Here is a 22,349-nt window from a genome sequence, read left to right on the forward strand (position 1 = left end):
GATAGAGATGTTGAGAACATATTCAGACCTTTTACCTACAGGAGGATTGAGCTCTTTAATTTGAAATAATGTTATTTCATGAATCTAAGTACGCCTTAGCCTGATAATACATAAGCCTTACCAATTAATCTTAATGGAGGTCTTTAGGAAGAGAATATGTTGATATTAAAAGTGAATTATTTTCAAAAAAGAGTCGATACTTCTTTGTTTTTTTTTCTGAAGAACTCTGTTTATTATCGCAATCCATTGCTCATAGGTTTTTTTGTATTCATAATATCAGCAACCCTCATTTTTCCGGCCCGAGCTGAGATAAGCTTTACTGAAAGTACACAGGAAGCAGGTTTAACTTATACCGGCCCCACCTGGGGTGCGCAATGGGCCGACTATAATGGGGATGGGTGGCCAGATATTTGGGTTACCAATCATCAGTCGAAAGAGCCGAGCCTCTATCTAAATATGGGGGATGGAACATTTGACGAGATTTCTGATAGTATTTGGAATCAAAAGCCATCTCCAAATGTTGATACACATGGTGCTGGGTGGGCCGATTTTGATAACGATGGAGATCAAGATATACTGGTCAATGGCGGCACATCTAGAGATTCCAACCTTTTTTTTGTAAACGATAATGGAATTCTCTACGAAAGCGCTGAAGCATACGGCGTCTCATTTACTGAAAATCGAGGGCGCATGCCATTGTGGCTGGATTTCGATAATGATGGCCTCTTAGATGTATATCTAAATGGGATCGTTCCCCCATACCTTGAGTTTGCTGCCTTGTTTCAACAGGATAAGCAAACTGGTTTTTTTGATAAAGTAAATTCTCTGGTAGGATTTGAGGATCATGGTGCTCTTTTTAGCATGTTGGCGGATCTTACGGGTGATGGGGTTTTGGATATTATAACGTATGATGGTGGAGCAGGGTTTCCTCGTTATGTGTACAGCATGGCGACCATTCCTTTCACCGAGCATCGTAATCAAATATTTCCATCGGACACAGGATATGCAAGTGACGCTGCTTTCGCAGATTTCAACGGGGACCTTCGTCAGGATCTTTATTTATCAAGGAGCGGGGGGGGGGATCAGGTAAACGTAACATCCCATAACGTGGCAGCAGCTATTATTACCAATAACTGTGGGTGTGAGAAAGGAATAACATTTAAATCCAATGGTACGGTGAGAATTTTGTTTTCGCTGCCGAATGCATTTCAAAACTACCCTATCTATGTCGGTTCGTCGGGTCTCCCTTTTGAAATATTTTCAGCTGACATCTCTCCCGATGACCCAAGAATATGGGGATTTTGGCCTCGAATCCCTGTTTATATAGAGTTAGACCCTAAAGATCCAAGAGTATCTGGTATGGCCTCACATCAACCAGGCGTTGATAATGGTGTTTATGTCGGCTTTGACAAGGGCGCAAATGAGTGGCGAATTGTATCTTCAAGATCTGTTGACCAAAGTTTTGAGAGTAGATTTATAGTCGAAACCGATAATCCAATTACAGATTATGACCTTTTGAATTTTAATAGGCCACAACCGGCTATAGATACTCTCTATATCCATGATGGTGCCCAGCTGAAAGAGATACCAGCGCAACAGAGTGGAATCAACAAGCATTTAAGAGGAAGGAGTGTTGTAGCGGGTGACTTTGACAACGATATGGACATAGACATTTATGTGGTGAATTCATTAAAGGTTTTGAATACACCTAATATTCTATTTGAAAATGACGGGACAGGTGCTTTTACAGAAGTCACTGACACAGGAGGAGCGGCTGGGACCTCACTGGGAGCAGGGGATCACGTAATCGCTGCGGACTATAACCGTGATGGATTTCTGGATTTGTTCGTTACCAATGGGAAGTATCCGTCGCCGTTTGATCATTTAGGGCCTATTCAACTCTTTAAAAATAACGGAAACAGTAATCACTGGATTGAAATCGATTTAGTTGGAACGACTTCCAACAGAGACGGTATTGGTGCACGCGTGTTTGTGACCGCAGGGGATAAGACCCAGTTGCGTGAGCAAGCAGGCGGTGTGCACAAGGATTCACAAAATCATACGCGCATTCACTTTGGTCTTGGGCATAATTCAACCATACAGCGCTTAGAAGTACATTGGCCAAGTGGGATTGTTCAGGTAATAGAAAATATCTCAGCTGATCAAGTCCTCCGGGTTGTGGAATCTTCGGGTGGCCCTCAACCGCCAGTGGCAGGGGCTGATAGTGTCAGTACGGATATGGATACCGCGACGGCTGTGGACGTCCTAGTTAACGACTACGATCCAAACGGTGATACTCTGACCATTACTGCAGTGGATAACCCAACCAGTGAGGGCGGTATAGCCATTATCAACGATAACGGCTCGCCGAGTGATCCAAACGATGATTTTATCGACTACACGCCACCGGCAAGTTTTTCAGGTACAGACACCTTTGACTATATCATTGATGACTACACCGACGGCACGGGTACCGCAACCGTAACCGTCACTGTAAACGAACTAGAACCAGTCTGTATTCCGTATGGAGAGCCAAATTATGATGCAGCAACAGAGGATGGAGTTTTTCTGTGGAAAGAAGGTAATGTTTGGCACTTAAGGGCTATAGCAGGATCCAGTGGGGGGCAAAGGTATTCTGGCAGCATAGTTGCAGATATGGATTTTGTTAGTGTAACCCCTGTCAGCCTTGAGCAATGGGGAGATAGTGTGGACACCCCTGATTCGCAACTAATTGAATTTAATATAAATATGGGGTCGCCTTGGTACGACGGGCTTGATATCGAGGTTCAAGCTGGGGCCACTGTCTTTTTTAATGTTGAAGCGACGAGTGGGAATGCTGCCGATCTTGTCTTTATCGGTGGAAATCGATGCACTGTAGACCAACTCCCCTACCAGCTTTTATCAGACTCTAACACGCCGCCAGTGGCTATGTTTACGGTCGACCCAACTTTGGGCGAAGAGCCGCTGGAGGTGCACTTTGACGCTTCTGCTGCATACGACCCTGATGGTTCGATCGTATCCTATGCATGGAACTATGGCGACGGTACAGGCAGCGGCTTAACCTCTAACCACACATACAACACTCCCGGCACCTACAACGTTGTCCTCACTGTTACCGACAACGATGGTTCCACCAACACGGCCAACCAGACGATCATGGTAGGGACGTCGAGCAATTGTGATCCGTATGGAGAGCCAATTTATGATGCAGCAACAGAGGATGGAGTTTTTCTGTGGAATGAGGGTGTTGTCTGGCACTTGAGAGCTATAGCCGGATCCAGTGGGTGGCAAAGGTATACTGGCAGCATAGTTTCAGATATGCCTTTTAGCAGTGTAATTCCTGTCAACCTTGAGCCCAATGATACTCTTGACACCTCCAATTCTCAAGAGATTATATTTGCTGCACAAATGTCGAGGCCTTGGTTCGATGGAATTGATTTCGAGGTTCCAACGGGTGCCACTGTCCAATTTGATGTTCGAGCCACTAGTGGGAATGCTGCCGATGCCGATCTCGTATTTATAGGTAGAAATCGATGTCCTGTAAACCAGCTTCCCTATTCCCTCGTAAAATGAATTTAGGTGCTTCGAGGCGGGTAACCAGGATGTGGTGGATGGTTTGTTACGTATAATACGAAGAGGACTAAGGTGTTTAAGCTTTAAGATGGAACGCTTCGTGTTCCATCTTAAAGTGGCTTGTAATCATCCACCGCTTCTTTAACGTAAGGTCGTATTGTGCTTGCGAACCCTGTTGCGCTATGCTACGTTCCGCACCATTTTTTTTCGGTAAAACAGTGAAAACAATTGTTCCATGATACATTTAAACAACATATATAAGCAGTACGGTTCTCATGTCTTGTTTCAAGATGCAAGCCTTCAGGTGCTCCCCCAGAGCCGTAACGGTCTTGTCGGGCCGAACGGTGCAGGCAAGACTTCTGTTTTTCGTCTTATTACCGGAGAGGAAGAACCGGATAAGGGTGACATTTCCTGTTCGAAAAAGACGGTTGTTGGCTATTTTTCGCAAGATGTTGGCGAGATGGCGGGGCGGTCGGTTTTAGAGGAGGTCATGTCGGCTGCAGGAGAGGTGGTTGAGTTCGGGCATCAGATGCGGGAAATGGAAGCGCAGATGAGTGAGCCGATGGATGACGATGCGCTTGCAGACCTGCTGGAAATCTATGGGAAAGTAACCGACATCTTCGAACATCGTGGAGGGTATGATCTTGATTCACGTGCCAAGGCAATTCTGAGCGGGCTGGGTTTTTCCGAACAAGATTTTTCGCTGCCCGTAGAAACATACAGTGGCGGCTGGAAGATGCGTATAGCTTTGGCAAAGATACTCATCATTAATCCGGATGTGTTGCTGCTGGATGAGCCGACAAACCATCTTGATATTGAATCGATTCTCTGGCTCGAGGAATGGCTGGCAAGCGAGTACAAAGGGGCATTGTTGATGACCTGCCATGATCGAGATTTCATGAACCGGATCGTCTCCCGAGTTATCGAAATCGCTAACGGTCAGGCAACGACCTATAATGGAGATTACGATTTTTACCAGCGTGAATGCGAAATTCGTCGTGAACAGCTAGTGGCTAGCTATCGCCGTCAGCAGGAGATGCTTGCCAAGGAAGAAGAGTTTATAGCCAAGTTTGCCGCCCGTGTCTCCCATGCTGCTCAGGTCCAGTCACGTATAAAAAAATTGGAAAAAATTGAACGTATAGTACTGCCGCCGGAACAGAAAGTTATGAAGTTTAATTTTCCTGTTCCGCACAGAAGTGGTGAAGATGTGCTTCACCTTAAAAATCTCGGTAAAGAATGGCAGACAGCAGAAGGTAGCGTCAAACCGGTCTTCAGCGGGCTCAACGGGACCATTAGGCGGCTTGAAAAAATAGCCCTGGTAGGTGTGAACGGTGCCGGGAAATCTACGTTGTTAAAAGTAATCACCGGCAGGGCAGAGGCTTCTGCAGGCGAGGTGGTTATGGGTGCGGGGGTTAGCATTGGTTATTTTAGCCAGCATTCGATGGATACTCTTCATCCCGATCATACGGTTTTTGAAGCCGTCCAGGAGGTGCTGCCGCTGGAAAATATCGGTGTCATCCGTAATTTGTGTGCCGCCTTTTTGTTCCAGGGAGATGATATTGATAAAAGGATCAGCACTCTTTCCGGCGGAGAGAAAAGTAGGGTCGTTATTGCCAAGCTGCTTGCCCGGCCATTGAATTTTTTGGTTCTGGACGAACCGACCAACCATCTCGATATTCTTTCGCGGGGAGTGTTGCTCAATGCGCTAAAAGCGTTTGAGGGGACCATCCTGCTCGTCAGTCATGATCGTCACTTTTTGCGTTCGCTGGTAAACAGAGTCTTTGAGATTGATCATGGCGAAATGCGTATTTATGAAGGTGATTATGACTATTATCTCGGTGAGGTTGCTGGTCTCGTGCACTGACGCAGTAGGCTGTGAGGGCGGCGTGATATAAAAGGCGAAAAGGAGGTAATGTGAAGTAACCAGGAGCGTGAATCACTTTGAGAACTGTCTGCGAATCAAATCACTGTGCTCGCCAAGTGCGGGCACTTTTTGCAGCACGTGTTTTTTGTTTGAATGGATTGCCGCAGGTGCGACGACATCGGCTTTGCCCGACGGCGTGTCGATTGATATTCGTCGAAGCTGAGGGTGGTTTGATAATCCAGAGATGTCGTTGAGTTTGCCGTAAGCGATTTTTCCCTGTTGCAGCCTTTCTATCACCTGAGATTGGCTCAGGCCGGAAAATACCTGGTTTATCAGCTGGTCCATGTAGGAACGATTTGCCACTCGCAGCTGGTTGGATTGCAGTTTTGGATTTTTTTGTAGGGATGGATCGCCAAGTACATCGCTGCAAAATGTCAGCCATTCACGCTCGTTTTGGATGGCGATAACGATAACCGCTCCATCGCCGCAAGTGTAGGCACCATAGGGGGATATGGTGGCATGACTGATGCCGACTCGTTTTTGTATTATGCCGGTATAGTCGTAATGCAGGAGCGGCACTGCCATCCATTCCGCCATGCTGTCAAAGAGTGATAGCTTGATAATGCAGCCTTTGTTGCTATGCTCACGTTCGATCAACGCCTCCAAGATTGCGCTATATGCCTGTTGGCCGCAATTGATATCGCAGGCTGAAACACCGACCCTTCCTGGGGCATCGGGTGTCCCCGTAATCGACGCCATACCAGATTCGCATTGCACCAACAAATCGTAAGCCTTCATGCCACGATATTCGCCGCTATCGCCATAGCCCGAAATATCACAGCAGATTAGCCTTGGATACAGCTTAGCCAGCTCATCGCTGCCAAATCCGGCACGGGCGATTGCACCTGGGGCAAGATTCTGGATAAACACGTCGGCGCTGGCGAGGATGCGGTGCAGGAGCATGGCATCTTTACTGTCCTTGATATTGAGAACCAGTGATTCCTTGCCCTGGTTGAGCCAGATAAAGTACGCCGACTCCCCATGCACGGTGCTGTCATAGCCACGGGCAAAATCTCCCTCCGCACGTTCAATCTTGATGACGCGTGCACCAGCCTGTGCCAGACGGTTTGAGCAGTAGGGTGCTGCAACCGCATGTTCCAGTGAGACGACCAGGGTGTTTTGTAGATTAAGCATACAGCCAATGTACGTGATCCTGTCCCTAAATGGCAACCACAATTAGCTGCGCTGGTTGCGAAAAATGTTGTGTAACTCGTAACTTCAGCAGCACGCCAACTTTTCACCATCTGCCCACCCACCATACCGATGTATCGAGGTCGGAACTTATCTGCTCATCGGTTAGCTGATAAATATTTGGTGCACTGCGGTACAGTCGCAGATCGAGGTGAAGACGAGGCGATTTGATGTTACCTGTTGGGCTGGTTAGCCGAGCAGTAAATCATTTGAAAAACGAATGATGGGCATGATCAGCTTGGGGATGATGCCGGTATAAAACAGGGCCAGAAGCAAGATAAAGCCAAACGGCTCCAATTTAATATATGTCCGAACCGCTGACGGTGGCAGGAGTCCCATCAGTACCTTGGACCCGTCGAGCGGGGGAATGGGGAGGCAGTTGAAAACCGCGAGCATGATATTAATCCAAACAGATGCCACCAGCATGCTCACCAATGGCTGCAGGATGAAAATGGGTATAAATGACAGCATAACAAAAAACTTGGCAAGAATGGCGCTGGTAATGGCAAGAAAAACATTCGCTCCCGGACCTGCCAGTGCCACCAAAATCATCCCTTTTTGTGGGTCGCGGAAGTAACTCGGGTTTACCGGTACAGGCTTTGCCCAGCCTATTTTCATTATGATAAAGGCTAAAACACCCAATGGGTCAAGGTGCTTTAATGGATTAAGGGTCAGGCGGCCTGCTTTCTTTGCTGTAGGATCACCAAGGTGATAGGCCACGTAACCGTGAGCCAATTCGTGTAAGGTGAGGGCAAACAGAAAGGGAGGCGTGAGAATAATGAGCTGTTGTATAATGTTGTTTATCTGCATGGGAAAAGAAGTCGTGGGTATGTTCAAAAAATAGAGTCATGAGAGGCGCTATCAAGCAAGCAACACCTTAAGGGCAAAACTGGAAAAAGCGAGAAAGAATTTTAGTAATTGTTCAGTAGCACCCCACGAAGGCTGGGCTTACCTCTGCCCACAATCTGGCAAGAAAACATAGTTTTTCTATGGGTGTCCAGGCTGATCGTGAGCATATGGAAGACTACTGAACAGTTAGAGTTGAGGGGCAGCCGAGGTCGCTACTTAATTGTCGGGTATTCAAGAACTCTACCTCAATAAGGGTATGAAACTAACACTACTTACCTTTTCAGAATGGCATAAAATGCTCATGAGACATTTTGATTCTTTTGATTAAACGAGCCGGGTATCGTTGACGGGATAGGTCGATGTGATGAAGCTCAGCGCCTGATCATGGGTTGTGACCTGTCCGTCGAGCTGCACTTCGATAAGGTGGTTGAGCATGGAACGGAAGGCTGGGCCAGGTTTATAACCAAGCTCTTTTAGCTCGTTGCCGTTGATAAGCGGCGTTTCGTTGCGCAAGGTGGTCACGAAGAGGGATACAGCCTGCTGGATATGTTTTTTTCGGGCAATGGTCATCAGGTAGAGCAGTCCTTCGTTGTCGAGATCGCCAAGCAGCCAGTAAATTTCACTTGGCTTTATAAAGGGACGCTTGAGCATATCCTTGGCAATACGTTCCACATCTATTTTTTGCTGCACTAGTTTTTTCTGCAACTTGATGGGCAGGTCAAACCGTGTACAGAAATTTACCAGTTCTTTGGTTCTGGAGCGACTCATGATCGCCAACAGGTGCACGATCCATGGTTCTAGTTTTTCCGGGAGGTATAGGAGCTTGAACCAGGATATGGATCGGCTTGCCTGGGTGATGAAATGGACAAACCGCCTGTCAATTTTAAGGTTTGGGCGGAGATCCGGCCAGAGAAAGGGGAACAGTTTGAAGCTTGCCAGTCGTCTGAGTGCCGGTAAAGGGTTGTTTTCAGAAAGGATCAGCTTAAGTTCATAGAAAAAACGCGACTCCTCAAACCGATCAAAAAGATGCATGTCTACAGCGTTTTTGATCAGTTTTTCGGTATGCCGTGTTATCTGGAAATCAAGGCGGCCTTCAAACCTGATTGCTCTGAATATACGGGTCGGGTCTTCAACAAAACTTAAATTGTGTAATACTTGAATTCGTCTTTCCTTGAGGTCGGTTTGGCTGCTGAAATAATCGGCAAGTGTGCCAAAGCGTTCCGGGTTAAGATGGATTGCCATCGCATTAATAGTGAAGTCTCGACGATAGAGGTCAAGTTTAATCGAACTCAGCTCTACTGTGGGCATAGCAGCCGGGTATTCGTAGTATTCCAGGCGGGCGGTGGCAACGTCGACCCTGGTATCGTCAGGGAAAATGATAGTTGCTGTTGCAAATTTTTCATGGGTGCGCACCGAGGCTTTATTTTTTTCAGCATAGGCTTTGGCAAACTGAATGCCATCGCCTTCGATAACAACATCTATATCATTGTTATTTATGTGCAGGAGCAGATCTCGGACAAAGCCACCTGCAACATAGGCATTACATTGCATTTGAGCGGCAGCCTCGCCTATGTCCCGGAGGAGGACAACTATGTTCTTAGGCAGTACTTGGGTCATGGTACCGCTTAGGTTACGGCTTCTTTTGACCGAAGGTCTGTTGTCTTCCTGGAGGAGATCGGCCGGGAGGTGGGATGGGTCGTTTATAAGAAGGTTGAGCAGGTCGGTGCGGGTGATAACCCCCATTACCTCTTCGCTTTTGATTATGGGGATAAGCCGTTGTCTGTTTTCGATTATCAGTTCCTGGATATCTGCAAGCGTTGCAGTTGCCGGCAGGGTTGCCACTTCTGTGGTCATGTAATCTGATACCGTCAGACTTCCCAGTTTGTGAAAAATAGCCTTTTCTGCAACCATGCGGGAGATCATGCCCATGAAGCAAGATGGCCTTTCCCCTGTTTCCGGGTTGCCTCCTTTTTGGGCAACAGGGAGAACGGTGACGTTGTAACGGGTCATCATTTTGTTTGCTTCATCAATGGTTACATCGGGGGTAACCGCTATAACCGGCGATGACATCAACTCCCCGGCAATGGCTTTGGGCTGGATATGACGATGAAGCAGGTGGACAAGTTTTTCTTCTGCCTCATAAAGCGTCATGTCCTTGACCGTTGCCGACGCTGCCGATGCGTGTCCTCCACCACCATAGGCGCGGGCAATATTGCCCACATTGACTTCAGGGATTCTGCTTCGGGCAATAAGATAAATACGTTCTCCCATACTTATCAGGGCAAACAAAACATCAATGTTTTCCATAACCACCATCCGCTGGACAATACTTGAAAAATCATCAATGTATTCAGGGAGAATCAGCTTGGTCAGGGTCACATTTACCGAACCGATGTTATAGATGGTGGCATTTTTGAGCAGTTTACCGAGAAACTTTACTTGCTGGGCGCTTAACTCTCTTGAAACAAATTGATTAACTACGTCAAGGTTGACCTCGTGCTGCAAGAGCCAGGAGGCTGCCACCAAATCTTCAGGGTGTGTGGTGGAGTGCAGGAAGTTGCCCGTATCCTGATATATACCCAGTGCCATCAGGGTCGCTTCCTCAGGGGTAGGTACTATTTCATTTTTTTGAAAAAGTTTAGTGAAGATAGTTGTAGTGGATCCCAAATTTTCGATGACTTCCAGGCTGCCTTTGATGTCTGTTGGCGAGTTAGGGTGATGATCGTAGAGGTGGATATCGATGCCGGGATTGTCAAGACAGGTCGCAAGTTCTCCGATACGCTCTGCGTGGCGGGTGTCGACGATAATCAGTCGCTTAACCTTGGCCAGTTGTATATGTTTTATTTTTTTAAAGGCGTAGATGTTACGAAATTGTTGAACAAGGTAATCCCGCACCCTTTTTTCCTGTGAACCTGGAAAGACCAGTTCAGCTTCAGGGTAGAGCTTTTTTGCCGCAATCATAGAGGCAAAGCTGTCGAAATCTGCATTGATATGAGTCGTTATAATCTCCATATCTTTGCTTATACAATAAATTTATGAGCTGGTAAACGCGGTAATAGAGGCCACAGGGATGGAATGAAAAAAGTGAGGGATGGGAGAATTGTCGGTTCAGGTTGAGAAAATATTGCAGCAAAGGTGGGTTGCATGATTCCTTGTGTCAACTATAGTGGCATCTGTTTTTCGGGTGTCCGTCAGTAAGAAGAATGGTCATCATTTTGTTGTTGCTTGACAATTGACATGTGATGGGTTATTTTTAGGGGCTGTAGTAAGCTGATGAGCGGGTGTAGCTCAGTTGGCAGAGCACAAGCTTCCCAAGCTTGGGGTCGCGGGTTCGAGCCCCGTTGCCCGCTCCAGGCCGCGCTAACACCTCCGAGCAATAGGTGAGTAGCTTTGCTTGGAAATGACATACGCCGCATTTGCCGGTGTACGTGAAAGTGGGCTTTGCCCGCTTTTTTTATTGTCTTTTAGGCAGAATTTGGAATTCTCCAGAGCAAAATATTTTATAGGCTGCTGGGAAAGGACTGGGAAGGTCGTGGATACTGCAAGTAATCAAATTGTTGATACCATTGAAGCATTTGCCGGACCACTTTTGGCCGATATGGGAATCGAGTTGGTCGAGGTGCAGTTTAGGCGTGAAGGTCACGGATGGGTGCTGCGTTTTTTTATTGATAAGGAACAAGGTGTAAACTTAGACGATTGCGCTACTGTAAGTCGGGAAATAAGTGCTTATCTTGAAGTGGAAGATGTTATAGATCACGCCTATCACTTGGAGGTCTCCTCTCCCGGAGCTGAGCGGCCATTAAAAAAAGAAAAAGATTTCGTGCGTTTTGCTGAGAAGAAGGCGCGGGTAAAAATGCGTGAGCCTGTGGGTGACCAGAAGGTTTTTACTGGCATTTTGCAAGGCGTTGAACAAGGCTCGGTTATTCTTGATCAGGACGGGCAAAAAATACTGCTGGATATTTCGAAGATATCCAAGGCTCGTCTGACATTATAGTAGTAAGTGCCGGCGAATTGAATGTGCCAAGACGGTTGCCGTTAATAAAGGCGATTGTCGGAGCTGGAGTGAAAAAATGGTAGGGACGGAAAATTTAAAACGCATCATTGATCAAATTTGTCGGGACAAGGGAATTGATCGAACGTTGCTTGTAGACGCCATCGAAGAGGCTGTGCGATCTGCTGTGCGAAAAAAGTACGGAAGTCGACGCGATATCGAGGTCCAGTTCAGTGAAGATTTGGGCGAAATAGAGGTCTTTCAATACCGTACAGTTGTTGACGATGTCTTTGATGAAGAAACGGAAATTTCTTTGGAAGATGCTCGTCGTCTTGATTCGGAAATTGAATTGGACGACGATCTCGGTGAGAAAATGGATAATATCGCTGACTTGGGGCGTATAGCTGCGCAGTCTGCGAAGCAGGTTATTATTCACCGCATGCGCGATGCCGAGCGGGATGTCATATACGATATGTTTCGTGATCGCGAAGGGACTATCGTCAACGGGATTGTGCAGCGATTTGAACGTGGCAACATGGTTATAAACCTTGGCCGAACAGATGCTATTTTGCCGAGAGACGGGCAGATTCCAAAGCGTTCTTTTAAACAGGGAGACCGGATTCGTGCCTTTCTGCAAGAGGTTCGTCATGAATCTCGTGATGCACAGCTTGTTCTCAGCCGTACCTGTAACGAGTTTTTGGTCAAACTGTTTGAGGTCGAGGTTCCTGAGATAGCAGAAGGGATTGTGAAGATCATGGGCGCAAGCAGAGAGCCGGGATTTCGTGCTAAAATTGCCGTTTCTTCCATAGAGTCTGATGTTGATCCGGTAGGTGCTTGCGTGGGCCTTAAAGGATCGCGGGTACAGAATGTCGTACAGGAACTGCAAGGTGAACGAATAGACATTGTCCCTTGGAGTCCGGATCCTGCTAAATATGTATATAATGCATTGGCGCCTGCAGAAGTGTCCATGGTAATAGTGGACGAGGATCGAAAATCCTTGCTGGTTGTGGTCCCGGATGATCAGTTATCCCTGGCTATAGGTAGGCAGGGGCAAAACGTACGACTGGCTTCTCGGTTGCTAGGTTGGCGAATTGACGTGAAGAGTGAGCAGCGCTATGCCAATATGGAAAATCCCGCTTATAAAACGCTGACTGTAATTGAGGGTGTTGATGAAGGCATGGCGGATAGGCTGTTTGCTGCCGGTATAACTTCTTCTGCCTTGCTGGCTGCCCTTGATGAAGAAAAGCTGATGGACATTGTGCGGGTGGATAAAGAAAAAGCCGCCGCCATCCTGGAGCGTGCTGCCCTCGTGCCGGTACCTGAAGGTATAGAGGAGGCTGTCAATTGTGAGCCTGCCGTTGAGATGAAACCTGAAACGGCAATGCCGGCTGAAGAAAATTCGGCTGAACAAGCAGTGCAGGTTGTAGAGGAAAGTGGCTTGAATTTATCAGTGACAGGTGATGCAGAGTCAGGGGAATCTGACGGTGAGACACCGTGAAAAAAAAACGTATCCAGTGCGGACATGCCGGGGCTGTGGAACGAAAAAACCACAGCAGGAATTGCTTCGCCTGAGTCTGCAGGAAGGTCAGCTTGTGGTTGACGTTGATAGACGTCTGCCTGGGCGTGGCCTGTATTGTTGTGATGATGAGCAGTGCCGTAAACGACTGGAAAAAAATAAGAAAGTGCTGAAACGTGCGTTTCGCCTTAAAGTCTGACGCGTTAAAGAAGACAGGAGCATGCAATGAGTAGGGTCCGTGTATACGAACTGGCAAAAGAAGCCGGATTAAAAAGTAAGGAACTGGCTGCTAAGCTGATAGCTATGGGATACCCTATTAAAAGTCACAGCTCAACAGTTAACGATGATATGGCAGCAGATATCCGACGTAAAATTAAAGATAATGCTGTAACCGGCGTGGCTGAGGGACGTATTGATCTTAAGGATCGCTCTGGCTCCTCCAAGAAAAAATCGACTACCATTGTCAGGCGACGTTCGAAAGCGCAGAAAGAAGAAGCATTGAAACAGCAGGAAGAAGCCGATGCTGTTGCCCTGATGGAGGAGGAGGCTGAACTCCAAAAGGAAGAAATGGCAGTAGACGCTCAACCTGCAGTTACTGTAGATGCAGTTGAAGAAACATTGCCGTCTGTGAAAGAGGATGCAGAGTCGTTGGTCAGCGAAGACGCAGAGAGCGCGTCGGATGTACAGGTTGATGAAACGGTTGCTGCTGATGTTGAGGGTGGTCCGGAAGTATCCAGTGGAAAAGTTTCCGAACCGGCAGCAATTGATGAAGTCAAAAAGGGAGAAGAGACGGAAAGCGATGCTCTTCAACCAGAAGAGGTGAAGGAGTCGGATTTGGAGCAGCATCAAGCATCTGTTGAAGAGCCTGCTGCGAAGCAGGTTGTAAAACCTGTAGCAGGCAATGGTAACGGACAACCGAGAGAGTCTCGGAAATTGGCCAAAGTTATTGGAAGGGTTGAGATTCCCAAACCAGCTGAGAAAAAAGCAAGGCCTCCCCGCAGGCCACCAAGGCCGGCACCGGTGCAAAATAAAAGACCTGGTGCTGCAGTAGATCCAGCAGGACAAGCACCGCCCCCGGCAGGAAAGGGGAAGAAAAAAGGCAAACGGGTCGTCGCTATTCAATCGGAAGATGAAAACCGCGCTAAAAAAACCACCAAAGGAAATAAGCGAGGACGAGGCGGTAAGGTCGAATTTTCAAAAAATGGGGATGTCGAATACATGCGTCCTCGCAAGGGAAAACGGCGTAAAGATAGTGGTCGCAAAGAGAAGGCTGTTCAACAGCCTGTAGCGGAAGCCAAAGCTATTAAAAGGCGTGTTAAAGTGCTTGAAACGATCAGCGTCGGTGATCTGGCCAAGCGGATGGGTGTTAAGGCTAATGAATTGATTGCTGCTTTGATGAAGCTTGGCGTAATGGCAACGCTGAACCAGGCGCTGGATATTGATACTGCAACTCTGGTTGCTGCTGATTTTGGATACGAAGTTGAGCAGGCAATGACTGAAGAGCTGGAAATGGAAGCATTTCAGGAACTGGAAGAGGAAAAAGGCGGCGAAGCCGTGCCTCGCCCACCTGTCGTCACCGTCATGGGGCATGTCGACCACGGAAAAACATCTATTTTGGATGCCATTCGTAAAACAGATGTTGCAGAGGGTGAAGCTGGAGGTATTACACAGCACATAGGCGCATACCATGTGCAGGCACCGTCCGGCGATTTAACCTTTGTCGATACTCCTGGTCATGCAGCATTTACCGAAATGCGTTCCAGAGGGGCTAAAGTTACAGATATCGTGGTGTTGGTTGTTGCTGCAGATGATGGCGTTATGGATCAGACAAAAGAGGCCATCGCACATTCCAAGGCTGCTGGGGTTCCAATTGTTGTTGCTGTCAATAAAATCGACAAGGACAATGCCGATCCGGAAAGGGTTAAAAGAGAATTGGGCGAATACGATCTGCTGCCTGAGGAGTGGGGCGGCGATACTATGTATTGCGAGACATCAGCCAAGAAAGGTATCGGCATAAATGAACTGCTGGAAGCTGTTCAGTTGCAGGCAGAGATTCTCGAACTTAAGGCTGATCCTACTCGAAAGGCCAAAGGTACCGTTATTGAGGCACAACTGCATAAAGGGCGTGGTCCTGTGGCCACTGTCCTTGTCCAGGAAGGAACGTTGCGCGCTGGAGACAATTTTGTTGCCGGCATGTTCAGCGGAAAAGTACGGATGTTGATTAATGAACGGGGAGAAAATGTTGACGAAGCCGGCCCTGCCATACCGGTTGAGGTTCAGGGTATTTCCGGCGTACCGCAGGCTGGAGATGAGTTTGTAGTGCTCAGTAACGAAAAGATGGCGAAATCTCTTTCCGGTTCGCGTCAGTTGAAGGCAAGGGAATCTGAACTTGGTTCTGCATCTAAAGTTTCGCTCGACAATCTGTTTGAAAAGATGGCTGAACAGGAAGTGAAGGAGCTTAGAGTTATCCTTCGTGCCGATGTGCAGGGAACCTTGCAGGCGTTTGGACAAGCCGCAGAAAAACTGTCTACCAGTGAGATTAAGGTGCGTGTCCTTCATGAGGGAACAGGTTCGGTGACCGACAATGATATCCATCTCGCTGCTGCCTCTGATGCCATTATCATCGGTTTCAACGTACGCCCATCCGTAAAGGTGAAGGAACTTGCAGAGCGGGAGCAGGTAGATGTTCGATCCTATGATGTTATTTACCATGCTTTGGAAGATATCGAAAAGGCCATGGTTGGCATGCTTGATCCTACCTTTGAAGAGCGCGTAATCGGCACTGCCGAGGTAAGGAATACTTTCCAGGTGCCAAAAGTGGGAATAGTTGCCGGCTGTTCGGTAATTGACGGGAAAATAGAACGTAATGCGAACGTTCGTGTGCTCCGTGACGGTGTTGTTATTTATACCGGCAAGATCGGCTCTCTGAGACGCTTCAAGGATGATGTTAAGGAAGTGCTTACCGGTTTTGAATGTGGTATTGGCGTCGAGAATTTTAACGACATTAAACTTGGCGATAATCTAGAGGCGTTTGTCCTTGACGAGATCGAGGCAACCCTGTAAACGGATCTGACTGAATTGATGGATTTTGATTTTAACCTGCCGGGACTTGGGCGTCCTGAGAGCTCACGGCCAAAACGAGTGGCAGAAGCTATAAAAAATGAACTGTCTCTTATTTTGCTGCAGAAGGTGAGTGATCCGCGGTTGGCATCTGTTGCAATTTCCCATGTTGTGGTTGCACCTGACCTGAAGTATGCAAAAATTTATTTTACTTTACCTGCGGGTGAGCATGTTGGCCCGGTGAAAAAGGCATTGACCAAAGCGAAAGGTTTTTTTCGCAGTCATCTGGCCCATACCATGAATCTCCGCTACACTCCGGAGCTGCTGTTTTCTTATGACGACCAGAACGAGGAGTTGGAGCGGATCGATGAATTGTTTCGCCAGATAGAAAAGGATAAAAAAGATGGCAACTCCTGAACAGGTACAGGCGGCAATCCAGCAAGCCGATAATCTTGTTTTAGCCACTCATATTAATCCTGATGGGGATGCCATCGGTTCCTTGCTGGGGATGATGCATATCTTACAGGGGATGGGCAAAAAAGTATTCGCCTATCTCGAAGAACCGGTAAGTCCGCTTTATCGGTTTCTTACCGGGTGTGGTCATATCCAAACCGATCTGGGCGCGTTAGCTGATTTTGTCGATAAGGCGCAAGGTAATATTCTTGGTGTTGCCCTTGATTGTGGGGACCGACAACGACTGGGCAAGAATGGTCCGCATTTGTTACAGATACAACCATTTTTGGTTATCGACCATCATCAGGGAAATAATGGGTTTGGTGGCATTGCCTGGGTTGAACCCGGTCGATCATCGACCGGAGAAATGGTGTACGATCTAGCCCGGTCCCTTGGTCGGGAAATAACAACGGAAGCTGCCGAATGCCTCTATGCTGCAATAACTACTGATACGGGATCTTTTAAATACGAATCAACCAGTGCACATACGATGCAGGTAGTGAGTGATTTGATTGCTTGCGGTGTACAACCAGCGGTCATCTGCTCCAATCTGTATGATAATTATACCCTGGGTCGTTTGCACCTCCTCCAAGAGGTTTTGGCCGGTCTTGAAATGTACCACAAGGATAGGATCGCCGTGATCAGGGTGACCCGTAATATGCTTGAGCGTACCTTTACTACCATGGAAGACACCGAACATTTTATCAACCTGCCTCGCTCCGTACGCTCCGTACGCGTTGCTGTTTTCATTAAGGAAGCCGATCAACATTCAGTTTCAGTGAGTATGCGTGCAAAGGGAAAGTGTGATGTGGCTGCCGTTGCTGCCAAGCTTGGTGGCGGAGGTCATAAAAATGCCAGCGGATTTCGATGTCATAATAAAAGTATCGACGAAGTGCGGGATTTGCTTGTACCGTTATTGCAGCAGGCAATGGCTTGAAAAATGAAACAGGGAGCTTGTTCGCCTTAAAGGAACAAAAATTTACAGCAGGAGTGTTTCTTGTCGATAAACCGGTGGACTTCAGTTCTTTTGCCATGGTGCGCAGGGTAAGGAAGTTACTCGGCATCAAAAAGGTCGGGCATGCCGGGACGCTGGACCCGTTTGCCAGTGGTTTGCTGATTATCTGTGCCGGTCGACCCGCAACCCGCAATATTGAACGATTTATGGTCGGGCGTAAAACCTATGAAGCGACTCTTCAACTTGGTGTAGAGACTACGACTCAAGATCCTGAAGGAGACGTGACGGCGACGTGTGCCGTGCCTGAATTATCACAGGTCGATGTTGATGAGTGTCTGCGTACTTTTATAGGCCCACAGATGCAAGCGCCACCAGCCTTTTCTGCAGCCAAACATAAGGGTAAACCTCTTTATCACTATGCCAGAAAAGGTATAGTGATTACCAAACCACCCAAGCCGATTGAAATTTATTCACTGATCGGTTCCCTGCATGCTCAAGATTGTTTAAAAATAGAAGTTACATGCAGTCGCGGAACCTATATTCGTGTTTTAGCCGAAGATATAGGGCGTTTTTTAGGATGTGGTGCCCATCTTACAGCGCTGAGGCGGACTGTAAGCGGTCCTTTTCGAGTAGAGCAGGGGGTTTGCGGTACTGATTTGGTGGAAGAGAACGGGCTGCACAGTTTAGCTTCGACCATGCTTTCAGTGGAAACAGCCATTGAAAAGAGTGAGCAGGAGTATCACAAATTACATCCATGTGCATTGCATAGTGGTGAATAATGTTTACATGTCCTTCGAAGTTATCCCTCTGATTTCGGTACAAGGGCAATTTATCCAGACTCCAGTCAAGGCTGAGGGAAAACGCTTTGCTGGTAGCAGAAGGAAAAATGGAGGTGCTTAATGGCACAGTCAACAGCAGTAAAAAAAGAGATTATTGAAAAATTCAAAACCCATGAAGGTGATACCGGTTCATGTGAGGTGCAGATTGCATTGCTCACTGACCGGATTAAGTACCTGACTGATCATTTCAAGACACACAGCAAGGATCATCATTCTCGCCGCGGTCTTTTGAAACTTGTTGGTCAACGCAGAAGTCTGCTGAAATACATGCAGAAAAAAGATATTGTTAAATATCGGGAACTCATTAAAGAACTCGGTATCCGTAAATAAAATTTGCGGGCAGAGAACCGGTGAAGGTTCTCTGCCCGTTTATATTGCCCGGACCTTGTTACAGTAAATGAAAGGAAATAAAGACACAAAGGATGCAGAGATAATGCGCATGTTGCTTTTATCGCTACATCCTTTGTGGCTTTGTAACCAAATACAGCTGTAACAGGTTCATCTATTCCTATTGTGTTCCGACAAGTTCGGAACAGGAGAATCTATGTATAGTTTAATTGAAACAGAGATCGGTGGTCGGAAGATTACTTTTGAAACTGGAAAAATGGCCAAGCAAACCAGTGGGTCTGTGGTCGTTTCCAGTGGTGACACCACCGTATTGGTTACTGTCGTTGCTGATAAAAAAACCAAAGATATGGGTTTTTTGCCTCTGACCATCGAGTATCAGGAAAGAATGTATGCTGCCGGTAGAATTCCAGGCAGTTATTTCCGACGAGAGATAGGCAGGCCCAGTGAAAAAGAGATCCTCACCTGCCGTCTTATAGACCGGCCACTCAGGCCGTTATTTCCTGAAGGGTATATGTCGGAAACCCAGGTGATTGCCACTGTTTTTTCAGCAGACCCGGAATTTGATCCGGATATTTTGGCTATGAATGGGGCTTCTACAGCCTTAATGCTCTCCGATGTTCCTTTTGCCGGACCTGTTGCAGCGGCAAGGGTCGGGTACATTGATGGCCAATATGTAATAAATCCGTCTACTCAGCAGTTAGAAAAATCTGCAATGAATCTGGTCGTCGCTGGAACCCCTACTGCTGTAGTAATGGTAGAGGGAAAGACTGGTGAGCTTGCAGAGGATGTTGTTCTTGAAGCTATCTTTTATGCCCATGAAAAGATTCAACCGCTGATCGAGCTGCAACTGGAATTGCAAAAGCAGGTAGGAAAAGCCAAGCGTGAAGTAGTTGTGCCTGTGGTAAATGAGCCTCTTAAAGCCGCCGTTGAAGCACTTGCCGCCTCTGGAATGGAGGAAGTCGTCACCACTGCCGAGAAAATAGCCCGTGGCGATAGGTATGACCTGCTTAAAGAAGAAGTGCTTGCCCAGGTAGACCCGGAGCTTTACCAAGATGAGCGAGAGGTCTTTGATCTGCTGAGCAGTTATAAAAAACATGTTATGCGGGACCGGATTGTCTCCCAGGGGCAGCGACTTGATGGTCGATCGTTTGAAGAGGTCAGGCCTATCAGCTGTGAAGTCGGCATATTGCCCAGAGCCCATGGGTCAGCTCTTTTTACTCGTGGTGAAACCCAAGCTCTGGTTATCTCAACTTTGGGCAGTGAGCGTGATGAACAGCATCTTGAAGGGCTCAGCGGGGATGTCTATCGCCGTTTTATGTTGCATTATAACTTTCCTCCATTTTGTGTTGGGGAAGTTAGATTCTTACGCGGTCCAAGTAGACGTGATATCGGACACGGTACCCTTGCCCGCAGGGGTGTGAGTGAAGTGTTGCCTGCGGCGGATAAATTCCCTTACACAATGCGCGTTGTATCAGAGGTGCTGGAATCAAATGGCTCCTCATCAATGGCAACTGTGTGTGGCGCTAGTCTTGCGCTGATGGATGCCGGTGTTCCTGTAAAGGCCCCTGTTTCCGGTGTTGCCATGGGATTGATCAAGGAAGGAGACAATGTCGTTATCCTGACTGATATTCTGGGTGATGAGGATCACCTGGGAGACATGGATTTTAAAGTTGTCGGGACCGAAAAGGGGATAACCGGGCTCCAGATGGACATTAAGATCGATGGTGTAGACCGAGAAATTATGGGCAAGGCCCTTGAGCAGGCCAAAAACGGCAGGGTTCACATACTTGGTAAAATGGTTGAGGCCATAGAAATACCACGTGAAGGCGTTGCCGATCATGCGCCTAAGTACGTGAGCATCAAGATTAATCCAGACAAAATCCGTGATATCATTGGCCCCGGCGGTAAAATTATCAGGGAAATGACCGCAGAATTTGATTCTAAAATTGATGTTGAAGATGATGGAACCGTTAAGATTTTCAGTAACAGCAGTGAATCCTCCAAGGCCCTTGTGAAGCGGATCGAAGAAATAACTGCGGTACCCGAGGTCGGAAAAATCTATGAGGGTGAAGTGAAAACCATCAAAGATTTCGGAGCATTTGTCCAGATTCTTCCTGGTACAGATGGCATGGTTCATATCTCTGAGCTGAAAAACAGCCGGGTGAATAAAGTGACTGACGTTCTTAAAGAAGGGGATGTGGTCAGAGTCAAGGTCATTGAGATTGATGGTCGTGGACGGATTCGCCTGAGTCGTAAGGCTGCTCTCGCAGAAGGCGAAGAATAGTAGTCTAAGTAAATATATAAGATCAAGAGCCGGTTTCCGATACGTTGGAAGCCGGCTCTTTTGTTCTCCATATTATTATAGTGACCAAAAAAGATGGAAAAGGTACAGGTTAGTTTTTCGTGGATAGATGCCGAAAGGGATAAGGATCTAGCACCACCTGCGTATGAAACTGTCCAGGCATCAGGGATGGACGTAGCCGCCGCTGTCAGCGAACCGATGATACTGGAACCAGGAGCGAGGATTTTAGTGCCGACTGGTTTTGCGGTGGCTATTCCTGCTGGATATGAAATACAGGTTCGTCCACGTTCGGGGCTTGCAATAAAGTTTGGTATTACAGTTATCAATGCTCCTGGAACCATTGATGCCGACTATAGAGGGGAAATTAAGGTAGCACTTGTGAATTTGTCAAATAAACAGTTTACCATTTATCGTGGCGACCGAATAGCGCAGCTCGTGCTGGCCCCCGTTTGTCAGGCCAATCTTGAAGTTGTCGACGCGTTGGATACAACGCAACGAAATGATGGTGGCTTTGGCCACACAGGTATTCGTTGACAAGGCAAAACATATAATGAAGGTCTGTGTTCTTGGCAGTGGCAGTAAGGGAAACTGTACGTATGTTGAGTATGGCTCAACCCGGATTCTGATTGATGCCGGTTTTTCGGGTAAGGAGATAGAGCGCAGACTGGCAGTAATCGATAGATCTGCGGTGGGATTGAGCGCAATATTTGTCACCCATGAGCACAATGATCATATTGCCGGTGTCGGTGTGTTGTCGAGGCGTTATGGGGTGCCGGTTTTTATAAATAATGGAACCTATCAGGCTGCGCACCGTAAACTAGGCAAGTTGACCATGTTGCAGTCCTTTACAACCGGGGAAGTCGTTACTGTTAACGAGCTGCAGGTTCATCCTTTTTCCGTAGTCCATGATGCGGCGGATCCCGTTGGGTTCGTCATCCGCACCGACAATTTTTGCGTTGGTTACTGTACTGATACCGGGCAGGTAACCAGACTTATCAACTACCACCTCCGATCTTGCAGTACGTTGATTCTTGAGGCAAATCATGATCCACAGATGTTGAGGGATGGCCCTTACCCAGTGGTGCTCAAGCAACGTATCCAGTCAAAAAATGGTCATCTTGCAAATGGTGAGGCAGTGCGGTTTGCTTCCAGTTTAGCCCAAGGGGTTCTACAGCACCTGGTGCTGGCCCATATTAGTGAGACGAACAATCACCCTGATTTGGTGCTCTCTGAGGCGGAGAAAGCTTTTGTTGGATGCAGAAATGTCGAAGTGCATCTTGCCCGTCAGGATCAGCCCGGCCCATTGCTTAGTGTAAAACAGAAAGAGGAATGATTCTTTTTACCACCA

At 47.4% G+C, this 22,349-nt stretch carries 16 protein-coding genes and 1 tRNA gene; 14 read left to right on the top strand and 3 right to left on the bottom strand.

Annotation, left to right across the window (positions count from 1 at the left end; translation table 11 throughout):
- Positions 1-156: 156 nt before the first annotated feature.
- On the top strand, positions 157-3,573 hold the full coding sequence (locus tag ACHZCY_RS14540) for an FG-GAP-like repeat-containing protein (RefSeq protein ID WP_319549397.1): 3,417 nt from the start codon (positions 157-159) through the stop codon (positions 3,571-3,573).
- A gap of 235 nt (positions 3,574-3,808) precedes the next feature.
- Positions 3,809-5,437 carry an ABC-F family ATP-binding cassette domain-containing protein gene (locus ACHZCY_RS14545; RefSeq protein WP_319549398.1) on the top strand — a complete coding sequence of 543 codons (1,629 nt, stop codon included), beginning with the start codon at positions 3,809-3,811 and terminating at the stop codon, positions 5,435-5,437.
- A 72-nt stretch (positions 5,438-5,509) separates the two neighbouring features.
- On the opposite strand, the gene ACHZCY_RS14550 is transcribed toward ACHZCY_RS14545, so the two are convergent.
- From ACHZCY_RS14550 to ACHZCY_RS14560, 3 genes are all read right to left on the bottom strand, one after another.
- Positions 5,510-6,631 carry a CaiB/BaiF CoA transferase family protein gene (locus ACHZCY_RS14550; protein ID WP_319549399.1) on the bottom strand — a complete coding sequence of 374 codons (1,122 nt, stop codon included), beginning with the start codon at positions 6,629-6,631 and terminating at the stop codon, positions 5,510-5,512.
- A gap of 246 nt (positions 6,632-6,877) precedes the next feature.
- On the bottom strand, positions 6,878-7,498 hold the full coding sequence (locus ACHZCY_RS14555; protein WP_205221434.1) for a site-2 protease family protein: 621 nt from the start codon (positions 7,496-7,498) through the stop codon (positions 6,878-6,880).
- A gap of 363 nt (positions 7,499-7,861) precedes the next feature.
- Positions 7,862-10,549 (bottom strand): CBS domain-containing protein, encoded by a 2,688-nt coding sequence (locus tag ACHZCY_RS14560; protein WP_319549400.1) that lies wholly within the window; start codon positions 10,547-10,549, stop codon positions 7,862-7,864.
- 265 nt (positions 10,550-10,814) lie between these two features.
- Here ACHZCY_RS14560 and ACHZCY_RS14565 point away from each other — a divergent pair.
- The 12 genes from ACHZCY_RS14565 (at position 10,815) to ACHZCY_RS14620 (ending at position 22,334) form a co-directional block, all read left to right on the top strand.
- Positions 10,815-10,890: transfer RNA gene (locus ACHZCY_RS14565), tRNA-Gly, on the top strand.
- A gap of 179 nt (positions 10,891-11,069) precedes the next feature.
- Positions 11,070-11,531 carry a ribosome maturation factor RimP gene (locus tag ACHZCY_RS14570; protein WP_319549401.1) on the top strand — a complete coding sequence of 154 codons (462 nt, stop codon included), beginning with the start codon at positions 11,070-11,072 and terminating at the stop codon, positions 11,529-11,531.
- A gap of 76 nt (positions 11,532-11,607) precedes the next feature.
- Entirely contained in the window at positions 11,608-13,026 is a 1,419-nt protein-coding gene (nusA, locus tag ACHZCY_RS14575) for a transcription termination factor NusA (protein WP_319549402.1), read from the top strand.
- Positions 13,013-13,243 (top strand): YlxR family protein, encoded by a 231-nt coding sequence (locus ACHZCY_RS14580; RefSeq protein ID WP_205221437.1) that lies wholly within the window; start codon positions 13,013-13,015, stop codon positions 13,241-13,243. The genes nusA and ACHZCY_RS14580 overlap by 14 nt, the downstream gene beginning before the upstream one ends.
- Before the next feature lie 26 nt (positions 13,244-13,269).
- The gene (gene infB / locus ACHZCY_RS14585) at positions 13,270-16,107 is read left to right on the top strand and encodes a translation initiation factor IF-2 (RefSeq protein WP_205221438.1); all 2,838 of its coding nucleotides are present in this window, start codon (positions 13,270-13,272) and stop codon (positions 16,105-16,107) included.
- 18 nt (positions 16,108-16,125) lie between these two features.
- The gene (gene rbfA / locus ACHZCY_RS14590) at positions 16,126-16,521 is read left to right on the top strand and encodes a 30S ribosome-binding factor RbfA (RefSeq protein ID WP_205221439.1); all 396 of its coding nucleotides are present in this window, start codon (positions 16,126-16,128) and stop codon (positions 16,519-16,521) included.
- Complete coding sequence (locus ACHZCY_RS14595; protein WP_205221440.1) at positions 16,508-17,494, top strand: DHH family phosphoesterase; 987 nt, start codon at positions 16,508-16,510, stop codon at positions 17,492-17,494. The genes rbfA and ACHZCY_RS14595 overlap by 14 nt, the downstream gene beginning before the upstream one ends.
- Positions 17,491-18,291 carry a tRNA pseudouridine(55) synthase TruB gene (gene truB, locus ACHZCY_RS14600; protein ID WP_319549403.1) on the top strand — a complete coding sequence of 267 codons (801 nt, stop codon included), beginning with the start codon at positions 17,491-17,493 and terminating at the stop codon, positions 18,289-18,291. Before ACHZCY_RS14595 ends, truB begins: the two co-directional genes overlap by 4 nt.
- 120 nt (positions 18,292-18,411) lie before the next feature.
- A complete protein-coding gene (rpsO, locus tag ACHZCY_RS14605; protein ID WP_205221441.1) occupies positions 18,412-18,681 on the top strand; it encodes a 30S ribosomal protein S15 in 270 nt (89 codons plus the stop codon).
- A gap of 214 nt (positions 18,682-18,895) precedes the next feature.
- Positions 18,896-20,983 carry a polyribonucleotide nucleotidyltransferase gene (gene pnp / locus ACHZCY_RS14610; RefSeq protein ID WP_205221442.1) on the top strand — a complete coding sequence of 696 codons (2,088 nt, stop codon included), beginning with the start codon at positions 18,896-18,898 and terminating at the stop codon, positions 20,981-20,983.
- Positions 20,984-21,076: 93 nt separating this feature from the next.
- Positions 21,077-21,535 (top strand): dUTP diphosphatase, encoded by a 459-nt coding sequence (gene dut / locus ACHZCY_RS14615; RefSeq protein WP_319549404.1) that lies wholly within the window; start codon positions 21,077-21,079, stop codon positions 21,533-21,535.
- Positions 21,513-22,334, top strand: coding sequence for an MBL fold metallo-hydrolase (locus ACHZCY_RS14620; RefSeq protein WP_319549405.1), 822 nt, complete (start codon positions 21,513-21,515; stop codon positions 22,332-22,334). The genes dut and ACHZCY_RS14620 overlap by 23 nt, the downstream gene beginning before the upstream one ends.
- Positions 22,335-22,349: the final 15 nt, after the last annotated feature.

The organism is Desulfogranum marinum (genome assembly GCF_963675105.2).
Taxonomy (GTDB): domain Bacteria; phylum Desulfobacterota; class Desulfobulbia; order Desulfobulbales; family Desulfobulbaceae; genus Desulfogranum; species Desulfogranum marinum.